Annotated in this window: 19 protein-coding genes; 9 read left to right on the plus strand and 10 right to left on the minus strand. The window is 63.6% G+C overall.

The genetic code is table 11. From position 1 onward, the window contains the following. Positions 1-87 precede the first annotated feature (87 nt). The 4 genes from BTHE68_RS17860 to BTHE68_RS17875 form a co-directional block, all read right to left on the minus strand. A complete protein-coding gene (locus tag BTHE68_RS17860; protein WP_286202787.1) occupies positions 88-1,599 on the minus strand; it encodes an efflux transporter outer membrane subunit in 1,512 nt (503 codons plus the stop codon). After that, complete coding sequence (locus BTHE68_RS17865; RefSeq protein WP_162067623.1) at positions 1,596-4,796, minus strand: efflux RND transporter permease subunit; 3,201 nt, start codon at positions 4,794-4,796, stop codon at positions 1,596-1,598. Before BTHE68_RS17865 ends, BTHE68_RS17860 begins: the two co-directional genes overlap by 4 nt. Before the next feature lie 31 nt (positions 4,797-4,827). Continuing rightward, a complete protein-coding gene (locus BTHE68_RS17870; protein WP_162067624.1) occupies positions 4,828-6,021 on the minus strand; it encodes an efflux RND transporter periplasmic adaptor subunit in 1,194 nt (397 codons plus the stop codon). 68 nt (positions 6,022-6,089) lie between these two features. Beyond that, positions 6,090-6,908 carry an alpha/beta hydrolase gene (locus BTHE68_RS17875; RefSeq protein WP_061174946.1) on the minus strand — a complete coding sequence of 273 codons (819 nt, stop codon included), beginning with the start codon at positions 6,906-6,908 and terminating at the stop codon, positions 6,090-6,092. 218 nt (positions 6,909-7,126) lie between these two features. On the opposite strand from BTHE68_RS17875, the gene BTHE68_RS17880 reads away from it, so the two are divergent. From BTHE68_RS17880 to BTHE68_RS36640, 4 genes are all read left to right on the plus strand, one after another. Continuing rightward, a complete protein-coding gene (locus tag BTHE68_RS17880) occupies positions 7,127-8,137 on the plus strand; it encodes a LysR family transcriptional regulator (protein WP_162067625.1) in 1,011 nt (336 codons plus the stop codon). A gap of 46 nt (positions 8,138-8,183) precedes the next feature. Continuing rightward, positions 8,184-8,714, plus strand: coding sequence for a GNAT family N-acetyltransferase (locus BTHE68_RS17885; RefSeq protein WP_162067626.1), 531 nt, complete (start codon positions 8,184-8,186; stop codon positions 8,712-8,714). Between the two features lie 189 nt (positions 8,715-8,903). Beyond that, entirely contained in the window at positions 8,904-9,245 is a 342-nt protein-coding gene (locus tag BTHE68_RS17890) for a DUF4148 domain-containing protein (RefSeq protein ID WP_061174988.1), read from the plus strand. A 33-nt stretch (positions 9,246-9,278) separates the two neighbouring features. Next, a complete protein-coding gene (locus tag BTHE68_RS36640; protein WP_174258067.1) occupies positions 9,279-9,437 on the plus strand; it encodes a hypothetical protein in 159 nt (52 codons plus the stop codon). A 43-nt stretch (positions 9,438-9,480) separates the two neighbouring features. On the opposite strand, the gene BTHE68_RS17895 is transcribed toward BTHE68_RS36640, so the two are convergent. Continuing rightward, positions 9,481-12,003 (minus strand): adenosylcobalamin-dependent ribonucleoside-diphosphate reductase, encoded by a 2,523-nt coding sequence (locus BTHE68_RS17895; protein WP_162067627.1) that lies wholly within the window; start codon positions 12,001-12,003, stop codon positions 9,481-9,483. Between the two features lie 171 nt (positions 12,004-12,174). On the opposite strand from BTHE68_RS17895, the gene mobB reads away from it, so the two are divergent. Then, positions 12,175-12,699 (plus strand): molybdopterin-guanine dinucleotide biosynthesis protein B, encoded by a 525-nt coding sequence (gene mobB / locus BTHE68_RS17900; RefSeq protein WP_162067628.1) that lies wholly within the window; start codon positions 12,175-12,177, stop codon positions 12,697-12,699. Here the strand turns inward: mobB and BTHE68_RS17905 are convergent. From BTHE68_RS17905 to BTHE68_RS17920, 4 genes are all read right to left on the minus strand, one after another. Further along, positions 12,696-12,905, minus strand: a complete 210-nt coding sequence (locus BTHE68_RS17905) for a DUF2783 domain-containing protein (protein ID WP_061174989.1) — start codon at positions 12,903-12,905, stop codon at positions 12,696-12,698. The genes mobB and BTHE68_RS17905 overlap by 4 nt on opposite strands. Beyond that, entirely contained in the window at positions 12,905-14,584 is a 1,680-nt protein-coding gene (locus BTHE68_RS17910) for an FAD-dependent oxidoreductase (RefSeq protein ID WP_162067629.1), read from the minus strand. Before BTHE68_RS17910 ends, BTHE68_RS17905 begins: the two co-directional genes overlap by 1 nt. A 798-nt stretch (positions 14,585-15,382) precedes the next feature. Continuing rightward, a complete protein-coding gene (locus BTHE68_RS17915; RefSeq protein WP_162067630.1) occupies positions 15,383-16,165 on the minus strand; it encodes an IclR family transcriptional regulator in 783 nt (260 codons plus the stop codon). A 55-nt stretch (positions 16,166-16,220) separates the two neighbouring features. Next, positions 16,221-16,730: a cupin domain-containing protein gene (locus BTHE68_RS17920; protein ID WP_162067631.1), complete on the minus strand. Its 510-nt coding sequence runs from the start codon at positions 16,728-16,730 to the stop codon at positions 16,221-16,223. An 88-nt stretch (positions 16,731-16,818) separates the two neighbouring features. On the opposite strand from BTHE68_RS17920, the gene BTHE68_RS17925 reads away from it, so the two are divergent. Continuing rightward, complete coding sequence (locus BTHE68_RS17925) at positions 16,819-17,556, plus strand: ABC transporter substrate-binding protein (protein ID WP_162067632.1); 738 nt, start codon at positions 16,819-16,821, stop codon at positions 17,554-17,556. 8 nt (positions 17,557-17,564) lie between these two features. Then, a complete protein-coding gene (locus BTHE68_RS17930; protein ID WP_162067633.1) occupies positions 17,565-17,987 on the plus strand; it encodes a GNAT family N-acetyltransferase in 423 nt (140 codons plus the stop codon). 57 nt (positions 17,988-18,044) lie between these two features. Here the strand turns inward: BTHE68_RS17930 and BTHE68_RS17935 are convergent, their stop codons facing one another. Further along, positions 18,045-18,734 (minus strand): DJ-1/PfpI family protein, encoded by a 690-nt coding sequence (locus BTHE68_RS17935; protein WP_162067634.1) that lies wholly within the window; start codon positions 18,732-18,734, stop codon positions 18,045-18,047. A 121-nt stretch (positions 18,735-18,855) separates the two neighbouring features. Between BTHE68_RS17935 and BTHE68_RS17940 the strand changes: the two genes are divergently transcribed. Then, a complete protein-coding gene (locus BTHE68_RS17940; RefSeq protein WP_162067635.1) occupies positions 18,856-19,857 on the plus strand; it encodes a GlxA family transcriptional regulator in 1,002 nt (333 codons plus the stop codon). Positions 19,858-20,034: 177 nt separating this feature from the next. Continuing rightward, entirely contained in the window at positions 20,035-22,956 is a 2,922-nt protein-coding gene (locus BTHE68_RS17945) for a sensor domain-containing phosphodiesterase (protein ID WP_162067636.1), read from the plus strand. Positions 22,957-23,185: the final 229 nt, after the last annotated feature.

The following is a 23,185-nucleotide window of genomic DNA, read 5'->3' on the forward strand; positions in this document are numbered from 1 at the left end:
CGAACAATCGGTTTTGTTTATCGAGTAAACAGACTTTCGCCGGATCTCGTATTCGGGACCCGGCGACGAAAACCCAAAAAACAAAACCTACTTCTGCGCGAGACTCGGCTCCACGACAGGCTTGGGCATGGCATCGCCCCAACCGCCCCCCAACGCGCGAATCAGATTCACCGTCGATACCGCCTGCGTCCCCTGCAACTGCACCGACGCGCGCTGCGTCTGAAGCACCGTCCTTTCGGCATCGATGACATCGAGATAATTCACTGCCCCTTCGGTGTACTGCGTCCGCGAAAGCTGCGCGGCCCGCACCGAAGCCTTCACAGCATCGTCCTGCGTCGCGGTCTGACCTTCGAGGATGCGCAGATCGGAAAGATTGTCTTCAACCTCGCGGAATGCAACCAGCACTTGTTGCCGATAATTCGCGACATCCTCTTCATACACGGCACGCGCATTCGCGAGATTGCCCTTGCGACGACCGCCATCGAAGATCGGGATATTCAGCGCGGTGCCCGCAAACGGCCCGAGCAGGAACGTGCGGCTCGACCATTTGAAAAGATCGCCGAGCGTCGCCGATTCGAAGCCGCCCGAACCCGTCAGCGTCAACGACGGAAAAAACGCCGCCTTCGCCACACCGATGCGCGCATTGGCCGCCGCCATCGCGCGTTCCGCCGCCGCGATATCCGGACGGCGTTCGAGCAACGCCGAAGGCAATCCCGGCGGCACACGCACCGTCACCTGCTTGAGCGGATTCGCCGCCATCGAGAACTCGGCGGGCGCCTTGCCGAGCAGCACCGCGAGACTATGTTCCGACGCCGCGCGCAGACGCTGGACCGTCATCGCGTCCGAACGCGCGGTCGCGAGTTCCGACTTCGCGCGCGCGACGTCGAGTTCGCTGATATCGCCTTCCGTGAAGCGCTTCTGCACGAGCTTCAGCGCTTGCTCGCGCAACTGCACCGTGCGCGTGAAGACATCAGTTTCGGCATCCAGCTCGCGCAGATTGAAGTAGTTCTGCGCGACGTCCGCCTGCAAGGCAAGCTGCACCGAACGGAACAGCGCCTCGCTTTGCTGCGTGTCGGCGTTGGCGGCCTGCACCGAGTTCGACACGCGGCCGAACAGGTCCACTTCATACGACACGCTCGCCTGCGCGCGCCACAGCGTTTGCGCGGGCACGTTGCCATCGGCCGGCAGGAACTGCGATGCGGGCGAGAACTTCTCGCGCGTCGGGCCGAAGCCCGCGTCGAGCGTCGGGAACAGGCCCGCGCGCGCCGTCTGGTTGATCGCGCGCGCTTCCTTCACGCGCGCCGCCGTCGCCTTCAGGTTCTGGTTCGCATCCTGTGCCTGCTTTTCCAGATCGTTCAGCGTGGCGTCGTCGAAGATCGTCCACCATTCGCCGCGCAACATCTCTTCCGAAGGTTGCGCGGTCTTCCAGGTGCCCGCCTCGGATGCGTCGAGCGTCTGTTGCGGCGTTTCCTTGTAGGCGGACGGCGCGCTGACGTCCGGCTTCTCGTAAGTGGGCGCGAGCGAGCAGCCTGCCACCAGCAACAGCGTGGCCATCAGACTCGATACGATATGTAGCTTGTTCATCATCATCGACCTCATTGCGCCTCGTAGGAGGCACCGATACCGCGCATCTGCGGATGCGAGCCGTGCTTGTCCGTCACATGCTCGGTGCGGGACAGCTTGCGCAGGATCACGTAGAACACCGGCGTCAGCATCAGACCGAAGAGCGTCACGCCCAACATGCCGAAGAACACGGCGACGCCCATCGCGTGACGCATCTCCGAACCCGCTCCCGTCGACACCACGAGCGGCACCACGCCCATGATGAACGCGATGGAGGTCATCAGGATCGGGCGCAGACGCAGCCGGCTCGCTTCGATCGCGGCCTGCACGATCGAGCGTCCCTGCATCTCCAGCTCGCGTGCGAACTCGACGATCAGGATCGCGTTCTTCGCCGACAAGCCCACCAGGACCATCAAGCCGATCTGCGTGAAGATGTTGTTGTCGCCATCGGTGAGCCATACGCCGACCAACGCGGACAGAATGCTCATCGGCACGATCAGGATCACCGCGAGCGGCAGCGTCAGGCTTTCATACAGCGCCGCGAGCACGAGGAACACGAGCAGCACGCTGATCGGGAACACCCACAGCGCCGCGTTGCCCGCGAGGATCTGCTGATACGTGAGATCGGTCCATTCGAACTTGATCCCGCGCGGCAGCACTTCCGCCGCGATGCGTTCAGCCGCCGCCTGCGCCTGACCCGACGAGTAGCCCGGCGCCGGGCCGCCGTTGATGTCGGCCGCGGTGTAGCCGTTATAGCGAACCACCATCTCGGGGCCGTACGTCGGCGTCACCTTCACGAGCGACGACAAAGGCACCATGTCGCCATTCGCGTTGCGCGTCTTCAGCAAGCCGATATCTTCCGGATTCGCACGGAACGGCGCGTCCGCCTGCACGCGCACCTGATACACGCGTCCGAAGCGATTGAAGTCGTTCACGTAGAGCGAGCCGAGATAGACCTGCATCGTGTCGAACACGTCCGTCACCGAGACGCCCAGTTGCTTCGCCTTCACGCGATCCAGATCGACGTTCAACTGCGGCACGTTGATCTGATAGCTGGAGAACGTCGGGCCGAGTTCGGGCGTCTGCGATGCGCGCTTGATGAACGCCTGCGTCGCATCGGCGAGCGCCGCATAGCCGAGCGCGCCGCGATCCTCAAGTTGCATCTTGAAGCCGCCGAGCGTGCCGAGGCCGAGCACCGGCGGCGGCGGGAACACGGCGATGAACGAGCCCTTGATGCCCGCGTACTTCTGATTCAACGCGCCGGCAATCGCATTCGCCGACAGCGCCTTGTCATGCACGCGTTCCTTGAAAGGCTTCAGCGTGACGAACACGATGCCCGCGCTCGACGAGTTGGTGAAGCCGTTCACCGACAAGCCCGGGAATTCGACCGCGCTTTCCACGCCCGGCTGCTTCAATGCGATATCCGACATCTGGCGGATCACGCCTTCGGTGCGATCGAGCGATGCGCCGTTCGGCAACTGCGCGAAGCTGATCAGATACTCCTTGTCCTGCGCGGGCACGAAGCCGCCCGGCACAACCTTGCCCATCAGCACGGCGCCAGCGAGCAGCACGGCATACACGACCATCATCAGCGCCTTGCGATTGATGACGCTCTTCACGCCCTTGCCATACGCATCCGAACCGCGATGAAACACCTTGTTGAAAGCGCGGAAGAAGCCGCCGAACACGCGATCCATGCCACGCGTGAGCCAGTCCTTCGGCTCGTCGTGCCCCTTGAGCAGGAGCGCGGCGAGTGCCGGCGACAGCGTCAGCGAATTGAACGCGGAGATCACCGTCGAGATGGCGATGGTCATCGCGAACTGCTTGTAGAACTGGCCCGTGAGACCCGACATGAACGCGAGCGGCACGAACACGGCGACGAGCGTCAGCGCAATCGCGATGATCGGCCCGCTCACCTCGCGCATCGCCTGATACGTGGCCTCCCGCGCCGATAACCCCGCTTCGATGTTGCGCTCGACGTTTTCGACGACCACGATCGCATCGTCGACGACGATACCGATCGCGAGCACCATCCCGAACAATGACAATGCGTTGATCGAGAAGCCGAACGCGAGCAGCAGCGAGAACGTACCAACGATCGACACCGGCACCGCGAGCAATGGAATGATCGATGCGCGCCACGTTTGCAGGAACACGATCACGACGAGCACGACCAGCGCGATGGCTTCCGCGAGCGTGTGAATGACCGCTTCGATACTCGAACGCACGAACTGCGTCGGGTCATAGACGATCTGATATTCCAGGCCCGCCGGCATGTCTGCTTGCAGTTCCTTCATCGTCTTGCGGACTTCGTCGGAGATCTGCAGCGAGTTCGCGCCCGGCTGCTGATTGATCGCGATTGCAACGGCCGACTTGTTGTCGAGCAACGAGCGCAAGCCATATTCCGATGCGGCGAGTTCCACACGCGCCACATCGGAGAGATGCGTGACCGCGCCATCCGGCGACGTCTTCAACACGATGTCGCGGAACTCCGACTCGCTCGTGAGACGGCCGCGCGCGTTCACGTTCAGTTGCAGCGGCACATTCGGCAGCGTCGGCGAACCGCCGATCACGCCCGCGGCGACCTGCACGTTCTGCTCGCGGATCGCGTTGGCGACATCCGTCGCCGTCATGCCGCGCTGCGCGACCTTTTGCGGATCGAGCCATACGCGCATCGAGTAATCACCCGAGCCCCACAACTGCACTTCGCCCACGCCCGCGATGCGTTCGAGCCGGTCCTTCACGTTGATCAGCGCATAGTTGCGCAGATACGTCATGTCGTAACGGCCGTTGGGCGAGTTCAGGTGGACGACCATAGTCAAGGTCGGCGACGACTTGATGGTCGTCACGCCCAGGCGCTGCACATCCTGCGGCAGGCGCGGCAGCGCCTGGTTCACGCGGTTCTGCACGAGCTGCGTGTTCTTGTCAGGATCGGTGCCGAGCTTGAACGTGACGGTGGTCGTGAGGTTGCCGTCGCTATTGGCTTGCGACTGCATGTAGAGCATGTCCTCGACGCCGTTGATCTGCTCTTCGAGCGGCGAGGCCACGGTCTCCGCGATCACCTTCGGGTTCGCCCCGGGATACTGCGCATGCACGACGACCGAAGGCGGCACGACTTCCGGATACTCGGAGATCGGCAGCTTGAACATCGCAATGATGCCCGCCAGCAGCACGACCACCGATAGCACGCCCGCAAAGATCGGGCGATCGATGAAGAATTTGGATATGTTCATGACGAGTTCTGTCAGTTGCGGATGACGCGCATCACTGTGCGGATGCGGTCTTCACGACGGGTGCATCGCTGTCGTTCATCGCGACGTTGTTGGCCTTGATCACATCGTTCGGGCGCACACGCTGCAAGCCGTTCACGACGATGCGCTCGCCTGGCTGCAGGCCCTTCGATATCACGCGCAGGCCTTCATGCGTCTGCGCGGTGATCACTTCGCGATACTGCACGCGGTTGTCCTTGTCGACGACCATGACGTACTTCTTGTCCTGATCGGTGCCGATGGCTTCGTCTTCCACGAGCACGGCCGGGTGCGGCGTGCCGCCGCCCACTTTCACGCGTGCATAGAGACCCGGCACGAGCGTACCGTCGGGGTTGTTGAAGCGCGCGCGCACGCGGATCGTGCCGGACGTGGTATCGAGCCGGTTGTCGACCGAATCGACGACGCCATCGCGCGAATAACCGTCCTCGTTCGCGAGACCGAGCGACACTGGCACGGCGCTGCCCGCGTCGCGGCCGAGATAGCGCAAGTACGTCTGTTCATCGACATCGAACGATGCGTAGATCGGCGAGACCGATACGAGCGTCGTCAGCAAAGGCGCGTTCGCGCCCGTCGATACGATGTTGCCGACCGTGAGTTCCGCACGCGATACGCGGCCCGCGACAGGCGCGACGATATGCGTATAGGCGAGATTGATCTTCGCAGTTTCGAGCGCAGCCTGCGCGGCCTTCAGATTGGCGACGGCCTCGCGCGCGGCGTTCTGCTTCTCGTCGTAGTCGCGCTTGGCGATCGCGTTATCGGCGAGCAGACGTTCCGCACGCGCCGCATCGGTCGACGTATAGCCATTGCGAGCCTGCGCCGCTGCGATCTGCGCCTGCGCGCGATCCACTTCGGCTTCGTAGGGACGCGGATCGATCGTGAAGAGCGGATCGCCCTTCTTCACGAGCTGGCCATCCTTGAAATGCACGGCGACGATCGTGCCCGGCACGAGCGGACGAATGTCGACGTGATCGACGGCTTCGAGCCGGCCCGAATAGCTTTGCCAATCGGTGATGGTCTTCGAGACCACGGTCGCCACGTCCACCTCGGTGGCGGTCGGGCTGTGTGCGGCGGCTTGCGCCTGATTGATCGCCGCGTCGCCGTGACCGCGCCAGGCGGTATAGCCGCCCGCGCCGGCGACGATCAGCGTCGCGCCCAGCGCGGCGTAGATGCGTTTGCGAGTGAATAACATGGTCAAAGGCTCCGGTTACGTTGAGATTGTTGTTGTCTGGTGCGTGTGCGGCGTGCCGTTTCTTGCGCTCATTTCCCGCGCGCAAGCCGTTTTCTGAAGAACGTGACGACATCGGCGAGCGCATCGGGATGCGCGGCGAGCGCCTGATGCGATGTCTTGCCGTGGCGCGTGACTTCGGTCGGGACACCCGCCGCGATCAGTTCGCCCGCGTATTTCTCGGCTTCGATATGCAGAAGATCGTGCTCGGCGCTCGCGATGAGCGCGGGCGGCAGGCCCGCGAGACGGCGCGATTCGAGCGGCGCCGCATATGGATGCAGCCGCTGCGACGGATTCGGCAGATACGCGCGATACCACTGCGCGCATTCGCATGCTTCGAAATCGGGGCACAACACTTTGCGTTCGTCGGCGAGGCGCGTCATGCTCGGATCGAGCAGCGGCGCGAGCAGCGCTTGCGCGGACATGCGAATATCACCGCGATCGCGCGCGATGGCCGCGACGCACGTGGCGATATTGCCGCCCGCGTCATGGCCCATGACGCCGATGCGCTGCGGGTCCGCGCGCTGCGAACGAGCATGCGCGACAGCCCATTGCGCCGCGCGATAACCGTCTTCCGGCGCGGCGGGAAACGGAAATTTCGGCGCGAGCGAATAGCCCACCGCGACGACCCAGGCGGGCGTATCGCGCGCAATGGTCGCCGCGGCGATATCCGCGTCGTCGAGTCCGCCGCGAATAAAACCGCCGCCGTGAAAGTACAGAACGATGGGCAGCACCGTGCCGTCCGACGCCGGGCGATAGCTGCGCAGGGTAATCGGTTGCGCGTGTCCCGTGATGTGCACATCCTCGATGCACAAACGCGGGCCCGACTCGAGATCCAACAGTGTTGCCATGGTTATTTTCGGTGCAGGGCCGATTCTGCAAGGCCTTCACGCATGAGTTGCGATGGTCCGAATTCTGGAGTCCGCGCCTTTTTAGATAAATGCCTATAATCCGGCAACACAATTCGGTCGCACCGAACAATCGTGGTTATCCCTTGCGATTGTTTTTTTCGGCCACTCTTTAGCGCGCGCTTAATTAGCGCATCGCTAGTCAAGGAAGGTGAGAGAACATGGATCGGCTTCAGGCAATGCAGGTCTTCACTCGCGTCGTAGACACCAACAGCTTTTCGCGCGCAGCGGACACGCTCAATCTGCCGCGCGCTTCGGTCACGACGATCATCCAGAATCTGGAAGCGCATCTGAACGTGCGGCTGCTCCAGCGCACGACGCGCAGGCTCAATCTCACGCCCGATGGCGCGGCGTACTACGAGCGCTGCGTACGCATCCTCGCCGACATCGAAGAAGCGGAAGGTTCGTTCTCGAATAACGGCAAGGGTCCGCACGGCAAGCTGCGCGTGGACATGCCGGGCGCGATCGGGCGGCTCATCGTGATGCCGCAGCTATGCGATTTCCACACGCGCTATCCGGATATCGAGCTGATGATGGGCTTCGGCGACAAACCGGTCGATCTGATTCAGGAAGGCGTCGACTGCGTGATTCGCGTGGGCACGCTGCAGGATTCGAGTCTGGTCGCGCGGCGTATCGGCGTGTTCCAGGGTGTGACGGTGGCGGCTCCACAATATCTCGAACGCAACGGCACACCGAAAACGATCGAGGATTTGCAGAATCACACGGCAGTGAATTACTTTTCGAGCCGCACGGGACGCGTCATGGACATGGACTTCGTCATCGACGATGAAACCATCGAAGTGAAGATGCGCGGCATGATCGCGGTAAACGACGCCGAAGCGTATCTGAGCTGCGGCTTGAAGGGTGTCGGCATCATTCAGGTGCCGCGCTTCATGGCGTTGCCGCATCTGCGCGCGGGCGAGCTCGTCGAAGTGTTGCCGCAATGGAATCCGCTGCCGATGCCGATTTCCGCGGTGTACCCGCATAACCGCCATCTTTCGCCGAAGGTGCGCGTGTTCGTCGACTGGGCCGCCGAACTGTTCGAGCGTTGCCCGCTGCTGCAAGGTCAGAAGGATGCGGAAGAGCGCTGCCTGCCGACGAGCACGTCGTCGCCGACCATCGTGCGTCACGGCACGCCGGAAGTGGCGGGCACCGAGGATGTCGTCGCATAGCTAACCATCCACCGCTGGCGGCGCTGCAAGCGGGACAAGAACACCAATGAACGAAAACGTCACCGTGCGCCGCATAGGCGCGAACGAAGTAGCGGGGTATGTCGAGTCGCTGGCGGATGTGCTCATCGATTGCGTCGAAGGCGGCGCATCCGTCAGCTTCATGTTGCCGATCTCACGCGCGACGGCTCTCGCGTTCTGGACGCGCGTCGCACATGGCGTCGCGCGCGACGAACGCATACTGCTCGTCGCCGAGAACGCTGAAGGGCATGTGCTGGGCACGGTGCAGCTCGTCATCGATCAACCGGAGAATCAGCCGCATCGCGCCGATGTCGCGAAGATGCTCGTCGCGCGTCGAGCGCGGCGCCAGGGCATTGCAGGCCGACTGATGACAGCCGCCGACGATGCGGCGCGCGACGCCGGCAAGTCTGTTCTCGTGCTCGACACCGTCACCGGCGGCGATGCCGAGCGTCTCTACGAGCGCGCAGGGTGGCAGCGCGTGGGCGTGGTGCCGAACTACGCGTTGATGCCCGACGGCACGCCATGCGGGACCACTTTCTTCCATAAGCAACTCGTTTGACGCGGGCCGCAAACGCCCGCCCATCAAGCCTGCGCACGATTATTCGCCGAAATCGATAAATCTATTCGCTGATACGGCATTTATCCGCCCGGTCCGCGCGGCTACATTCGCTCCTAACGCAGCGTGCTTCACACCGAATGCAATCCGCATTTGCCCGCACGCCGCATCGGAAAGAAAGGAGTCGCAAGCATGAAACAGCTCATCACGGGGTTCTCTCTCGCCGCCATCTCCGCCGTCGTCTCGACCACCGCATTTGCGGAGGGCGGCCAGGGCATCGGCCGCGCGGGCACGTATCAGGTTTCGACGCAGACGCAAGCGAGCGCGAGCGATACGCCCAAGACCCGCGCGCAAGTACGTGCCGAACTCGTCGCTGCGTATTCGAATGGCTCGCTGCCCGCATTGAACCGCAACACCTATCCCGAGCGCAGCATGTGGGGCGATGCCGTCGCCGCGCAAGCGGAAGCGCGCAACCGTGAGATCGTCGAGTACGCCAATGGCTCGGCCACGCATGCAAACGTGACGGCGCGCTGATCGCATCGTCAGGAAAAGATTCAAGAGGTCATCATGTTCGAAAACACATCGCTCGATCAGTTCTCGCTTCTCGACGAACTTCCTTCGCTCACGCCGGTATGGCATCCGTTCACGCAGCACGCATCGCATGGGTCGGATGTTGCGCACGAATCGCACGAAGAGAGCAAGACCGAACGCTCGCATCGAGCGTGACAGAGAAGGCGCGGACGAAAGCCCGCGCCTTTTTTTCTTCAACTCAACCGCACGCGCCGATTTCGCCGCACGCCGTGCAGAAGTCGCAGCCATCCTTGCGGATTACTGCATTCGCACCACATGTCGCGCACTTTCGGCCGTGCATCAGGGGAAGGCTATGCGGATCGATCTCGACTCGCGCGATACCCTCGGATACTTCTTCGCCCTCGTCCGCTACAGCTACTGCATGCGGCGCGCGATCGGCACCCTTGCGCGCAAGCACGCGCGACGGTACGTGGTTTCCTTCTGCATCAAGAAAACCGCGGCGATGAAGAATCTGCTGGATCGCATACGCTAGCGCGGCGACTTCCGAATCGTGCCAGCGCGGGCTGCGATGTCCATCGAGCCGTTCGACATCGCCGAGACGCACCTGTCCGCGATCCCACGACACCTTGCGCATGTCCTGCAAGGTGCGCGCCGCAAAGCCGCCGCGCGCGGCCAGTGACAGCGAACGCATCGTTGCCGTGATCCATTGCTGCGATTCGTCGCGCTGGCCGGTGGGAATGAAGAATTCGATGGGCCGCTCGATGGTCACGTCTTCACCCGAGATGCGCCCTGTCACCTCGATGAACGACACCGCGAGATAGATCGACTTCTTCCCCGCCTGCGTCAGATACTCGACCTTCTCGATGATCGCGGGCAATTCTCCTCGTGGCCGATGATCAATCGCGATGCGCAGCGGGTCGAGATCGAGTTCGGGGTCCGGCGAATCGCTCGGCGTTTCAGCGGGCGTGACGGAAAGCACCGCACCCAATGTCTCGTTCGGCCGATACGTCGCGAGCCCCTTCAGGCCGCGCCGCCACGCTTCGAAATAGAGATCCTGAAACTTGTCGAATGGATAATCGGCGGGCACGTTCACGGTCTTCGAGATCGACGTGTCGACGAACGGCTGCACCGCCGCCATCATCTCCATGTGATCGTGCGCGGACATCTCCAGTGCGCTGACGAAGTACGCGGGCAACGCGTTCACATCGCCGCCCATCTCGCGATACAGCCTGTAGGCGTGATCTTCCACGGCGAAGGTCTGACGCGAGCCGTCCGCCATGCGCTTCGTGCGCTGATACGTCCACGAGAACGCAGGCTCGATGCCGTTCGATGCATTGTCCGCGAACGCGAGGCTCACCGTGCCCGTCGGCGCGATCGACAGCAGATGGCTGTTGCGAATGCCGTGCTCGCGAATCGCGCTCTTGATGTCGTCCGGCAAGCGCGATGCGAACGTGCCCTCCTCCAGATAACGTTTCGCATCGAAGAGCGGAAACTTGCCGCGCTCCTTCGCGAGTTCGACGGACGCGCGGTACGCTTCATCCCGCATCGTGCGCGCAACGCGCGTGGCGAAGTCGCGCCCTTCCTGTTCGTCATAGCGCAGGCCGAGCATCACGAGCGTGTCGCCGAGACCCGTGAAACCGACGCCGATACGGCGCTTCGCCTCCGCTTCGCGCGCCTGTTCGTCGAGCGGCCAGAGCGTGACGTCGAGCACGTCGTCGAGGAAACGCACCTGCGTGCGCGTCGTGCGCGCGAGACCGTCCCAGTCGAACGACGGCACGCCGCCGCGCATCTGCGCGAACGGATCGTTCACGAAGCGCGTGAGATTGAGCGGACCGAGATTGCAGCAGCCGTATGCGGGCAAAGGCTGTTCGCCGCATGGATTGGTCGCGCGAATCGCTTCGACCGCGCGCAGGTTGTTGTCGTCGTTCATGCGCGACATGAACACGACGCCGGGCTCCGCGACGTCGTAGGTCGAGCGCATGATCGTGTTCCACACTTCGCGCGCCTTCACTTCGCGATAGACCCACAGTCCATCTTCACGCTGGTGCATGTCTTCGGCCGCACGCTGCGCGGGCGAAGGCTCGGCCTTGTGCGTGAGCTGCCAGGTGGCGTCGTCGGCGACGGCCTGCATGAATTCGTCGGTCACCGCGACCGATACGTTGAAATTGTTCCAGCGTCCTTTCGTATGTTTTGCCGCGATGAATTCGAGCAGGTCGGGATGCGAGCAATCGAGAATGCCCATCTGCGCGCCGCGCCGCGAGCCGGCGCTTTCCACCGTGCGACACGACGCATCGAACACGTCCATGTAGCTGCATGGACCCGACGCCGCCGATCCCGTCGAATGCACGCGCGCGCCGCGCGGACGAATCGCGGAGAAGTTATAACCGACGCCGCCGCCGCGACGCATCGTCTCGGCCGCCTGCAACAGCGCGACGTAGATACCTGGTAGCCCGTTGCTGTCGACGCTCTGGATCGCGTCGCCCACCGGCTGCACGAAACAATTGATGAGCGTCGCGTCGATGCCCGCGCCTGCCGCGCTCATGATGCGGCCTGCGCCGAGCGCGCCGCGCCGGAAGTTGTCGACGAACTCCGCTTCGATCTTCGCGCGTGCCTCTTTCGGCTCGGCTTGCGCGACACCGCGCGCCACGCGGCGATAAATATCCTCGACGCGCGTCTCGTCGCCCTTGGCATATTTTTCGAGCATCACGTCGATGGAAAACTGCTGCGGTGCGAGAGCGGTGCTGGGATTGTCTTCGGCCATGTCGGAGATCCTTTGATTGCTGCCTCGCGCGATGAGGGTCGGAAACGCGTTGCGCGCGCTGGCGTGAAGTGCCGCAAAGGCAATGCCCGACGATAGCGCGATTTGTCCTCGCTCGCCATCGACCCGTTAAACTCGCCTGATCGAAACCAGAACAAAGTGCCGACCCTTCGCATGAATCCGCACCATCCGCCGCTATTCGGCATCTCGGGCCGCTCGGGCCAGGGCAAGACCACCTTGATCGAAGCGCTGCTGCCGTGGCTGCGCGCACGCGGCCTCACGGTCAACGTCATCAAGCACAGTCATCACTCGATCGAACTTGAGCCGCCGGGCAAGGACAGTGCGCGCTTTCGGCGCGCGGGCGCGGGTGAAGTGCTGATCGCATCGCCTTACCGGTATGCGATCGTGCGTGAGCTGAACGGCGACGCGGAGCCGCCGCTTACCGAGCTGGCCGCGCGGCTGTCGCACGCGGACCTCGTGATCGTCGAAGGATTCGCGCGCGAGGCGATGCCGCGTCTGGAAGTCGTGCGGCCGTCGGCTGGCCGCGAGCCGCTCTACAAGACCGATGTGGAGATCGTGGCAATCGCAACCGATGAGCCCGCCGCGATCGATTCCGCGTTGCCGCTGCTCGCGCTCGACGACATCGCGGGCATCGGTGCGTTTATCTGCGAGCGCGCGGGCATCGTGCTGAAGATTTAACTGGCGGCGAGGCCGTGACGCGCCATCGTCAACGCTTCCTTCAGCACGTCGTTGTCGCCGATATGATTCGCCAGCAGCAGGATCAGCTTCGCGTTGAGCATCTGGCTTTCTTCATCGGTAAGCCCGTTATGGGTGTCGATGAGACGCTCGTAGAACGCGTCATGGTCCGCGATATTCAGTTCGAGATTGAGCTTCATACGATTCATCATCCGTTGCAGGTTGCGCGCTTGACCGCCGCCGTGACCGATGCGGCTTCGAAGGTGCGCCAGCGGGCGCACACGTGTTGATCGGGACGCAGCAGATAGAACGTGCCCGGCCGCGCGTCGAAGCGATGCGCGACCATGCCTTCGACATCTTCCACCACCGTCACGCCCGGCACCGTGCAGGCCATGCCTCTCGGCACGACGATCAGCGTACGCACCGGCAGCGGCGCCTTCGACAATTCAGCGAGACTTTGCGCGCAGACGTCGGGGCCGTGGCCCAGCCCGCAGAAATAGATGCCCGTGAACGCGCCGCCATGGGTTTGCGGCAACAGCCACGCATCGCGGTCATCGACGCGCACGGGCGCATCCACGCATGGCGCGCCGGGGATCATCGCGCAGTCGAAGGCATCGTCGTTTGCATCGGGCGTGTTGAGCGTCGAGTCGCGCAGCACCGCGGACACCGAGAGCCGGCCGCTGTTCGCCATGCGCCGCGCGAACGCGCAATCCTTCGCGAGCTTGAGCGTCGCATCGCGAAAGAGGCGTGAAACCGCGCTCTTCGGCGTGATGAAATCGGTGGCGCGCGTCGAGTTGAGGATGTTTTCGTCGGCGGCGTATTCGCGCTCGGAAGCGTAGGTATCGAGCAGCGCGGGCGGTGCATCGCCATTGACGACGAGCTTCAGCTTCCACGCGAGGTTATCGGCATCCTGCACGCCGCTGTTCGCGCCACGAGCGCCGAACGGCGACACGCCATGCGCCGAATCGCCCGCGAAGATGATGCGGCCATGTCTGAAGCTATCCATGCGCAGACACGAGAACGTGTAGACGCTCACCCACTCCAGTTCGAATTCGGCGTCTTCGCCGAGCAGCGCCTTCACGCGTGGAATCACGCGTTCGGGTTCTTTTTCCGCGACGGGGTCCGCGTCCCAGCCGAGCTGGAAATCGATACGCCATACGTTGTCCGGCTGGCGATGCAGCAGCACCGACTGATTGCGATGAAACGGCGGATCGAACCAGAACCAGCGTTCGGTCGGAAACGGCGCTTTCATCTTCACGTCGGCGATCAGAAAGCGGTCCTTGAACGTACGGCCGTGGCTATCGAGATTGAGCGCGCGGCGCATCGGGCTGCGTGCGCCATCGGCGGCCACGACGTATTGCGCCTTCAGAGGATAGACGCCGTCGGGCGTTTCGACTTGCAGTTCGACATATTCGTCGTGTTGCGTCGCGCCGATCACATTGCTTTTCCAGCGCAATTGCAGGTGCTCCATCTGCATTGCGCGTTCCGCGAGAAAGCCTTCGACGTAGTACTGCTGCAAGTTGATGAATGCGGGACGCGCGTGCCCCGTTTCCGGCAGAAGATTGAAGGTGTAGACGAGATCGTCATGCAGGAACACCTTGCCGACGTTCCAGCTCACGCCCTTTTCGATCATCCTGTCGCCGCAGCCGAGACGATCGAATATTTCCAGCGTGCGCTTGGCGAAACAGATCGCGCGTGAGCCGGTGGATACGGTGTCGTCATTGTCGAGGAGGACGGTGCGTACGCCCTGCTGCGCGAGATCGATCGCTGTCGCGAGACCCACCGGGCCTGCGCCGATCACGGCGACGGGATATGGCGAGGATGCGGGCGCATCGTGCTCGGGGGCGCGGGCGTAGTCGAAACGCAGCGTGGCGTAGTTCACGGACATTCGATCGTCTCCATCGTGGAGCCTTCTCTCGTCGTCGTTGCATGACGCTTCGGGCTCGGGTGCGAATTGCTTCGATTTCGGTTATATGTTTATCATTGTACAAGGCGTTTTATATTGTTGAATTTGCGTTTACCCGTATGGGGTGGCATGCGTGTGGGTTTCGCCGGATCCCGTTTGCGTGTCGGTTTATAAGCGTTGCCCCTGTGCGGGGCGGCAGTCACTAAAGAAAGCAGCCCGATACGCCCGCGGTCACACGCAATTTGGGCATTCTTCTCCTCGCTCGTGGCTTCTGTAGCGAGTTCCCTCGTAGGCCACTTCGGGCTTGGACCGCGCACGGTCTGACACGCTAGAACGTTTAGCGCGCTGGTTCAGCACGAAATAGCTTCGGCACAGCGCTACGCGCTGCCGTGGGGTATGCATGGGAAACCGACGAGAAAAGAGAAGCGCAGAAGCACACGCAGACCCGACGTACCCATCGGCCGCGAAGCAGGCCGGAGCCATTTCGTGCTGAACCAGCCACGCACGTGGTGCGATGTGACAGACCGTGCGCGGTCCAAGCCCGAGGTGGCCTACGAGGGCACTCGCTACTGAGCCCACGATCGACGAGAAGAACACCCAAATTGCGTGTGACCGCGGGCGGCTCAAGCTGCTTTCTTTGGTTACTTTCTTTGCAGCAGCAAAGAAAGTGACTGCCGCCCCGCACAGGGGCAGTGCTAATAAACCGACGCGAATACGGGATCCGGCGACCAAACCAAAAGCAAAAAAAACCGCAACGGCCCCTTTCGGCCCGAGCCGAAATCAAACAACAACAAACCCGAGCATCTTCGACACCCGTCCCGCGCAATCGCGCAATGCCCTCGCGATATCACCACTCCATGCCCCATCAAACGAACCACTCGGTCCAATCGCCGTGATCGCAAGCACGATATTGCGCGAGTGATCGAACACCGGCGCGCTCATCGCGCTAATCCCCGCGACGGGTTCGTCGATCGCCCTCGCGATGCCATGCTCGCGCACTTCGGCAAGCATTGCGTCGATCTGCCCACGCGTGTAATCGCGGCGTTGCGCGCCGATCTGCAACGCGCCCGCGCGCTCGATCGCGACGAGCGCATCGACCGTCATCGGCGGCAGATACGCGGCGAATGCGCGGCCCGTCGCGGTCTGCAACAGCGACATCACCGTACCGGTACGCATCGTCACGTGAATGGGCACGCTGGCCTGCTGGATATGCACGATGGTCGGTCCATAACTGCCCGCGCTCGCGAGCGCAACCGTATGCTCGACGCGCGGCGTCATGTTCGCCACTTCCGCAATCGCCAGACGCACCGGATCGACGCGTTGCAGGCTGATCAGACCCATCTGCAAGGCAAACGGCCCGAGCTCGTAACGCCCCGTCGCAGCGTCCTGCTGAATCAGGCCGAGGTTGCCGTACGACACGAGATAAGGATGCGCCTTCGCCGAAGGCATGCCCGCCTTCTTTGCGAGATCGCCGAGCAGCATCGGGCCGCCATGATCCACCAGCGCGCGCAACAGCGCCCCACCTACTTCGATCGATTGAATCCCGCGGCGCACTACGCTCATGCCTGACCTTCCGTTGTTGTCGATGATGCGCGCGATGATAACCGCACTCGCGTGGTCACGGATTCGAGCCTAGCCGCGCGATCAGCTCGCGATGCTGCGGATAGCGCGTTTCGAGCGCGCCCGGCGCGGCAAGTTCGAACTCGCTGAATTCGAAGCCCGGCGCGACCGTGCAGCCGACCAGCGCCGCGCCATCCGCATCGTGACACTCGGCGGCAAACCAGTCGCCTGCCTCGACGACGGCCTGAAACACAGCATCCGCATGCACGAGCGCGTTGCCCAGACGATGCGTGACGAGCGCGCCGTTCGCATCGAGCACATGCACGTCGATCGGATCGCCCGCGTAGAAATGCCAGACCTCGTCGGAGCGAATGCGATGCCACGCCGAATGCGCGCCATCGCATAGCAGGAAATAGATCGCGGTCAACGCCGAACGGGGTTCGCCGCCGTTTTCGCGTGTGACACGGCCACTCGCGCGATACGTCTCACGAAAGAATCCACCTTCAGGATGCGGTTCGAGCCCGAGGCGCTCGATCAATGCACTGCTATCGATACGTTCGCGTTGCATGCCGTTCCTTTGCAATAGCGGTTGCGGTTCGCGTATTCTGCATCGGATTGCCCGCATCGCCATTCCTCTTCACTCATCGACGAATGCCATGACTCTTTCCGCTTCCTTGCGTAATGCCCTCGCACCCACCGGCACGCTGCGCGCGTCGCTCAATCTCGGCAACCCGGTCCTCGTGAATCGCACCGACAGCGGCAAGCCGGGCGGCGTATCGGTCGATCTCGCGCGCGAACTTGCGTCGCGGCTCGGCGTGCCGGTCGCTTTCACCGAATTCGATCGCGCCGCGGAGTCGGTCGAAACCGTCACGAACGAAGGCGCCGACGTCGGCTTCTTCGCGATCGATCCGCTGCGCGGCGCGGGCATCGCGTTCAGCGCGCCGTATGTGCTGATCGAGGGCTGCTATCTCGTGCGCGACGCCTCGCCGCTTGCGCGCAACGAAGACGTCGATCGCGAAGGCAACCGCATTCTGGTCGGCAAGGGCAGCGCGTACGACCTCTTTCTGACGCGCGAAATCAGGCGCGCGCAGATCGTACGCACGGCGTTGTCGCAGACCGTCGTCGATGAGTTTCTGCGCGATGACCTCGAAGTCGCGGCGGGCGTCAGGCAGCAGCTCGAAGCCGATGCCGCGCGCACGCCCGGACTGCGCCTGCTCGACGGACGATTCATGGTGATCGAGCAGGCGATGGGTCTGTCGAAACGACGCGGCGACGAGGCCGCGAATTATCTGCGCGAGTTCGTGGAGGATGCGAAGCGCTCGGGCTTCGTCGCGGATGCGCTCGCGCGGCACGGCATCCAGGGCGCGTCGGTCGCGCCGGCGGCGCAGGTCTGAGAATTCACATGAGCGCGGACGTCACCCTGGCAGTCACCGACTGGATCGACGCGAGTTTCGAGCGCGACGTCGCGGGCGGGCTCGCCGCGTTCAACTGCGCGCAACTCGGCCCGAGCCATCAGCGCGATCTGGCGGTGTCGCTCTATCGCGACGACGATTTTCTCGGCGGCCTCGCGGGCTATACCGCGTGGGACTGGCTCTTCGTGAAATGGCTGTGGATACGCGAGGATGCGCGCGGCCTCGGACTCGGCGAGCGCGCCCTGCAAGCCGCGGAAACCGAAGCGAAGAAGCGACACTGCCGCGCGGCCTGGCTCGATACGGTCAATCCCGCAGCGCACGCGCTTTACGCGCGCTGCGGGTATGAGACCTTCGGCGAACTCGCCGATTTCCACGGCGGCCAGCCACGCTATTTCATGCAAAAGCGGTTCTAGCGCTTTGGCGTTTTGCATTACGCATGCATTCGACCATCCGGCATTTTGCGTTTTGCATTACGCATTCAGTTTCAGCCGTTCCGCGACGCGCGCCGTAATCGCGCCGCGCGCCGCGAGTGACGGCGCGGAACGCTCGCGCACGTCGCTGACGACCGCCGCCGGCGCGCGCGCCGGATCGCCCGCGTCGAACGGCGGCGCGGGCGCGTATTCCATTTGCAGTTGAATCGCCTGCGCCTCGTGTTCGCCGACGAGTTCCGCCACGAGCGTCAACGCGAAGTCGATCCCCGCCGTGATGCCGCCGCCCGTGAACAGATTGCCGTCCCGCACGACGCGCTCATGCACCGGAATCGCGCCCAGTTCCGCGAGCAGCCCGTGAAACGCCCAGTGCGTCGTCGCGCGCTTGCCGCGCAGCAGGCCCGCCGCGCCGAGCACGAGCGAACCCGTGCAAACCGACGTCACATAGCGTGCGCCCGCCGCCTGCGCGCGGATGAACGCGAGCGTCTCCTCGTCCTCCATCAGATCGCCGACGCCCGAGCCGCCCGGCACGCACAGCACGTCGAGCGCGGGGCAATCGGCGTAGGTCGCATCGGGCGTCAGGATCATGCCGGCGCTCGATTTGACCGGTTCGCGCGTCTTCCAGATCAGATGCACCTGGGTGTCGGCCATGTGCGCGAACGCGTCGTAAGGGCCGGTCATGTCGAGTTGCTGCACGCGCGGGAACACCAGCAGGCCGATGTGTAAGGTCATCGTCTTCTCCTTGATCGATGGTTTTTCGCAGTAGACGAACCGATGCTACGCCGCTACGCTATGGCGAACTCGACACACAACCCACGTTTTCCGCCAAATGTTGTCCTTCGGGGAAACCGCCATGCAAACCGACGCCCCACGCATCATCGACGTGCTCGCCTTCCCCGACGTCCAGTTGCTCGACGTCGCCGGCCCCTTGCAGGTGTTCGCGTCCGCGAACGATCTGGCGACGGCGGCGGGCTTGCCGCGGCCGTATCGTCCGCGCGTCGTGGCGCGGGGCGGGACGGCGAACGCGTCGGCGGGGCTGGGACTCGTGGGCGAGGCCTTGCCGGATGCGGCCGACGCCTGCGACACGCTGATCGTCGCCGGCGGCTGGGGCGTGCACGCAGCGGTGCGTGACCGCGAACTGGTCGACTGGGTGCGCGCGCATTCCGCGCATGCGCGGCGCACCGCGTCGGTCTGCACCGGCGCGTTCCTGCTCGCAGCCGCGGGCCTGCTGAACGAGCGCCGCGCCGTCACGCACTGGACGCGCTGCGCCGAACTCGCCACGCGCTTTCCGGCGGTCCATGTCGAGCCCGATCCGATCTTCATCCGCGATGGCGACGTGTGGACCTCGGCGGGCGTCACCGCGGGCATCGACCTGTCTCTCGCGCTCGTCGAAGAAGATCTCGGGCGCACGCTCGCGCTCGATGTCGCGCGCCATCTCGTCGTGTTTCTGAAGCGCCCCGGCGGGCAGGCGCAGTTCAGCGCGGCGCTGTCGCTGCAGAAATCGGGCGAGCGGTTCGGCGAGTTGCACGCGTGGATCGCGGAGAATCTCGCGGCGGATCTGTCGGTCGGCGTGCTGGCCGCGCGCGTCGGCATGAGCGAGCGCAGTTTCGTGCGCCATTACCGCGCGCAGACCGGCACGACGCCCGCGCGTTCGATCGAGCGCATGCGGCTCGAAGCGGCGCGGCGACTGCTCGGCGATACAGCGTTGCCGGTGAAGCGCGTCGCGGCCCGCTGCGGCTTCGGCACCGAGGAAACGATGCGGCGCGGCTTTCTGCGCTCGCTCGGCGTATCGCCGCAGGCGTACCGCGAGAGATTTACCGGACACGACCACGCCGGTGCCGCGCATCCGGCATGAATGCCCGCCCGCGCGGCGGTGCCAACGCTTTTTTTGTTTTGCGTACTCAAGCCTGTATGCTCGCTGCCGTTACCCCTATAAGACCGTTTGCTAAAGACACGCGCCCCGGGCTGCGTGCGAGCGCAGTCGCTGAACGAGACCCGCCCGAGGGGGCGGCAAATATGGCCTGGAGCGCCGATGAGTGTGTTTCCCGCGTTCGACGCGCAGGTTGCCCGCGTAACCGCGGCCGACCCTGCAACCGTGACGGCGACCGACGAAAAGGTCTTCGCCGGCGTCGCGTCATCGATCGACGCCTTGCTGCGCGAGGCCGCCGCGATGGGCTGTCCGCGGCAGTGGGCCTGGTATCGCGCGGGCGAGCAGTTGCATCTTGAGCGACGCGGCGATGCGCCATTGCCCGACGCGCAAGCCTGGCCGCACAGCATCGCGGAGGAACGGCTCGCGGAGACCTGCGCCACGCAGGGCTGGCACTGCTGGCCGACCGGACACGGCGAAAGCGTGCTCGGCTGGCTGCTCGCGCCCGTCGGGCATCGCGACGACATGCATCTCACCGAACTTGCGCGCACGCTCGGCGAGCGCGTACAGGCCGACGCACTCGCGCGCGCGCAACTCACGCAGCGCGTGCTCTATGAAATCGCGTATCTCGCGAGTTCGGTGCCCGAGCGCGCCGATTTTCTGCGCGGCGTGCACGAACGTCTCGGCACGCTGATCGATGCGGAGAACTTCTATCTCGCGCTCTACGATCGCAAGACGGGCAAGATCACCTATCCGTATTACGTCGATGTGATCGACACCGATGTCGTCGCCGCCGAGAACTACGACATTCTGAATCCGGCGCGCCTGTCGATGACGGGCCAGGTGCTCACGAGCGGGCAGCCGCTCTTCATCACCGCCGCCGATATCTGCGCCGCCGAACGCGCGGGCCGTTTCTATTGCATCGGCGATCGTCCCGAGTTCTGGATGGGCGCGCCGCTCAAGAACGCGAGCGACGAAGTGTTCGGCATGCTCGCGATGCAGGTCTACGACGTCTCGCGCATCTATACCGCTGAAGATCGCGCGCTCTTTCTCGTCGTCGCGCGCCATGTGGCGATGGCGCTCGATCGTATCCTGCACCGCGCCGACCTCGAAGAGCAGGTCGCGCGGCGCACGTCCGAATTGTCGAAGCTCAACGCGGCGCTGCGTCACGGCATTGCCGAGCGCGAACGTTCCGAGCACTTGCAGGCCGCGCTGTATCAGATCGCCGAACTGTCGAGCCGTCCGGGCGACACGATGGAGTTCTTTCGCAGCCTGCATGGCATCGTCGGCGAGCTGCTCTATGCGCGCAACTTTTATATCGCGCTGTTCGAAACGGAAACCGACGAAGTGTCGTTTCCCTATTACGTCGACGAGATCGTGCAGGAACGCCCCGCGCCGCGACGCGGACAACGCGGCCTTACCGAATACGTGATCCGCGAGCGGCGCGCGCGGCTCATCGACCATTCCGAGGCGCTGCGTCTGATCGAAGAAGGCGCGTTCGAGATCGAGCATCGCGAAGTGCGCCTGCGTTCGTGGCTCGGCATTCCGCTCTTCGATGGCGATGTCGTGCGCGGCGTGCTCGCGGTGCAAAGTTATTCGCCGCTCGTGCGCTATTCGCTGCGCGATCAGGAGTTGCTGACCTTCGTGTCGCGCCATATCGACACCGCGCTTTCACGCCGTCGCGATGCCGAAGCGCTGCACGCTGCGAACCTCGAACTCGAAGCGCGCGTGCAGGCCCGCACGCGCGAACTCGACGACGTGAACGCACGCCTGCTCTACGAGAACTCGCACGATGCATTGACGGGCCTGCCCAATCGCAGCCATCTGATGCAGCGGCTGCGCTGCGCGTGGCGGGACTATCAAACGCGCGGCGACGAACTGTCGGTGATGTTCATCGACCTCGATCGCTTCAAGGTCGTGAACGACAGCCTCGGTCATCACTTCGGCGACATGCTGCTCGTGCAGGCCGCGGCGCGTCTGCGCGACTGCCTGCGCTCGACGGATCTGCTCGCGCGTCTGGGCGGCGATGAATTTGCCGTGCTCTCGCCGAATGCGCCCGTGCGCGACGCGGTGTCGATCGCGAAGCGCATCCTCGCCGCGTTCGATCTGCCGTTTCATATCGAAGAGCACGTCGTGTTTTCGTCGTGCAGCATCGGCATCGTGAGTGCGGACAGTCAGTTCCATACGGAACCCGCCGATCTTCTGCGCGATGCCGATACTGCGATGTATCGGGTGAAGAACGCGGGTCGCGACAGCTTCGTCGTGTTCAATCAGGAACTGCGACGCGAAGTGTCGGACCAAGTGGAACGCGAAGGCGCGCTGCGCAACGCGATCAAGCGCGACGATGAATTGCTGCCCTACTTCCAGCCGATCGTCGATGTGAAGAGCGGCGAAATCGTCGCGCTCGAAGCGTTGATTCGCTGGCGTCAACCGGATGGCCGAGTCGTCGGGCCGGGTGAGTTTCTGCCGTCGGTCGAGGGCCTGAGGCTCATCGGCAGGCTCGATCTCTACATGCTCGAACGCGTTGCCGCGATTCTCGCCAATGCACATTTCGCGCACTGGCCGCCGGTGCATGTGAACTGCTCGAGCTACAGCATGACGCGCCCCGAATTCGCCGACGACGTGCTCGCGTTGTTGCGGCGCTATCGCGTGTCGCCATCGCGCGTCTGTCTGGAGTTGACCGAAGGCGCGCTCGTCGCCGAGCCGGATCTCGCGCGCCGCACGATGCAGCGTCTTGCGGACAACGGCATGTCCGTCGTGCTCGACGATTTCGGCGCGGGCTTCTCGTCGCTCAGCTATGTGCATCAATATCAGTTCACCGGCCTGAAAATCGACAAGTCGTTCATTCTCGAATTGACCGAGAGTCCGCGCAGCCGCGCGATCGTTCGCGCCATCGTACGCATGGCCGAGTCGCTCGATCTGACGCTCGTCGCGGAAGGCGTGGAGGATGCTGCGACGCTCGCCGTATTGCGCGACATGGGCGCGGCGCAGGCGCAAGGCTATTTCTTCGACAAGCCGCTGCCGCTCGAAGCACTCACGCGCGCATCGCTCGCGCCGCGTTCGACCACGACAAGCGCGGCGTTTTGAATCTTCTTTGCCGTAACGGCAATGATCTGAGCAATATCGATGCAGGGTAAACGCTCCCTGACAATAAGCGCACATCACCTGACATTCATAAAATCGTCAAAGATCGCTATAAATAAATTAAATGAACGCCGGTGCAATTTCCAATCGTGCGGACCGCGAACTCGCGTAGGATGAAGAGAGCGTCGATTCATGTGCGCGGATTTGCACGGCGCCTGCAGTAGAACAACCG

The sequence above is a fragment of the Burkholderia sp. THE68 genome, assembly GCF_009938265.1.
Lineage (GTDB): Bacteria > Pseudomonadota > Gammaproteobacteria > Burkholderiales > Burkholderiaceae > Caballeronia.

Bases quoted from the DNA above. Each gene is read 5' to 3' on its own strand.
- BTHE68_RS17860 (WP_286202787.1), bottom strand. From the start codon at position 1,599: ATGAGGTCGATGATGATGAACAAGCTACATATCGTATCGAGTCTGATG.
- BTHE68_RS17865 (WP_162067623.1), bottom strand. From the start codon at position 4,796: ATGAACATATCCAAATTCTTCATCGATCGCCCGATCTTTGCGGGCGTG.
- BTHE68_RS17870 (WP_162067624.1), bottom strand. From the start codon at position 6,021: ATGTTATTCACTCGCAAACGCATCTACGCCGCGCTGGGCGCGACGCTG.
- BTHE68_RS17875 (WP_061174946.1), bottom strand. From the start codon at position 6,908: ATGGCAACACTGTTGGATCTCGAGTCGGGCCCGCGTTTGTGCATCGAG.
- BTHE68_RS17880 (WP_162067625.1), top strand. From the start codon at position 7,127: ATGGATCGGCTTCAGGCAATGCAGGTCTTCACTCGCGTCGTAGACACC.
- BTHE68_RS17885 (WP_162067626.1), top strand. From the start codon at position 8,184: ATGAACGAAAACGTCACCGTGCGCCGCATAGGCGCGAACGAAGTAGCG.
- BTHE68_RS17890 (WP_061174988.1), top strand. From the start codon at position 8,904: ATGAAACAGCTCATCACGGGGTTCTCTCTCGCCGCCATCTCCGCCGTC.
- BTHE68_RS36640 (WP_174258067.1), top strand. From the start codon at position 9,279: ATGTTCGAAAACACATCGCTCGATCAGTTCTCGCTTCTCGACGAACTT.
- BTHE68_RS17895 (WP_162067627.1), bottom strand. From the start codon at position 12,003: ATGGCCGAAGACAATCCCAGCACCGCTCTCGCACCGCAGCAGTTTTCC.
- mobB (WP_162067628.1), top strand. From the start codon at position 12,175: ATGAATCCGCACCATCCGCCGCTATTCGGCATCTCGGGCCGCTCGGGC.
- BTHE68_RS17905 (WP_061174989.1), bottom strand. From the start codon at position 12,905: ATGAATCGTATGAAGCTCAATCTCGAACTGAATATCGCGGACCATGAC.
- BTHE68_RS17910 (WP_162067629.1), bottom strand. From the start codon at position 14,584: ATGTCCGTGAACTACGCCACGCTGCGTTTCGACTACGCCCGCGCCCCC.
- BTHE68_RS17915 (WP_162067630.1), bottom strand. From the start codon at position 16,165: ATGAGCGTAGTGCGCCGCGGGATTCAATCGATCGAAGTAGGTGGGGCG.
- BTHE68_RS17920 (WP_162067631.1), bottom strand. From the start codon at position 16,730: ATGCAACGCGAACGTATCGATAGCAGTGCATTGATCGAGCGCCTCGGG.
- BTHE68_RS17925 (WP_162067632.1), top strand. From the start codon at position 16,819: ATGACTCTTTCCGCTTCCTTGCGTAATGCCCTCGCACCCACCGGCACG.
- BTHE68_RS17930 (WP_162067633.1), top strand. From the start codon at position 17,565: ATGAGCGCGGACGTCACCCTGGCAGTCACCGACTGGATCGACGCGAGT.
- BTHE68_RS17935 (WP_162067634.1), bottom strand. From the start codon at position 18,734: ATGACCTTACACATCGGCCTGCTGGTGTTCCCGCGCGTGCAGCAACTC.
- BTHE68_RS17940 (WP_162067635.1), top strand. From the start codon at position 18,856: ATGCAAACCGACGCCCCACGCATCATCGACGTGCTCGCCTTCCCCGAC.
- BTHE68_RS17945 (WP_162067636.1), top strand. From the start codon at position 20,035: ATGAGTGTGTTTCCCGCGTTCGACGCGCAGGTTGCCCGCGTAACCGCG.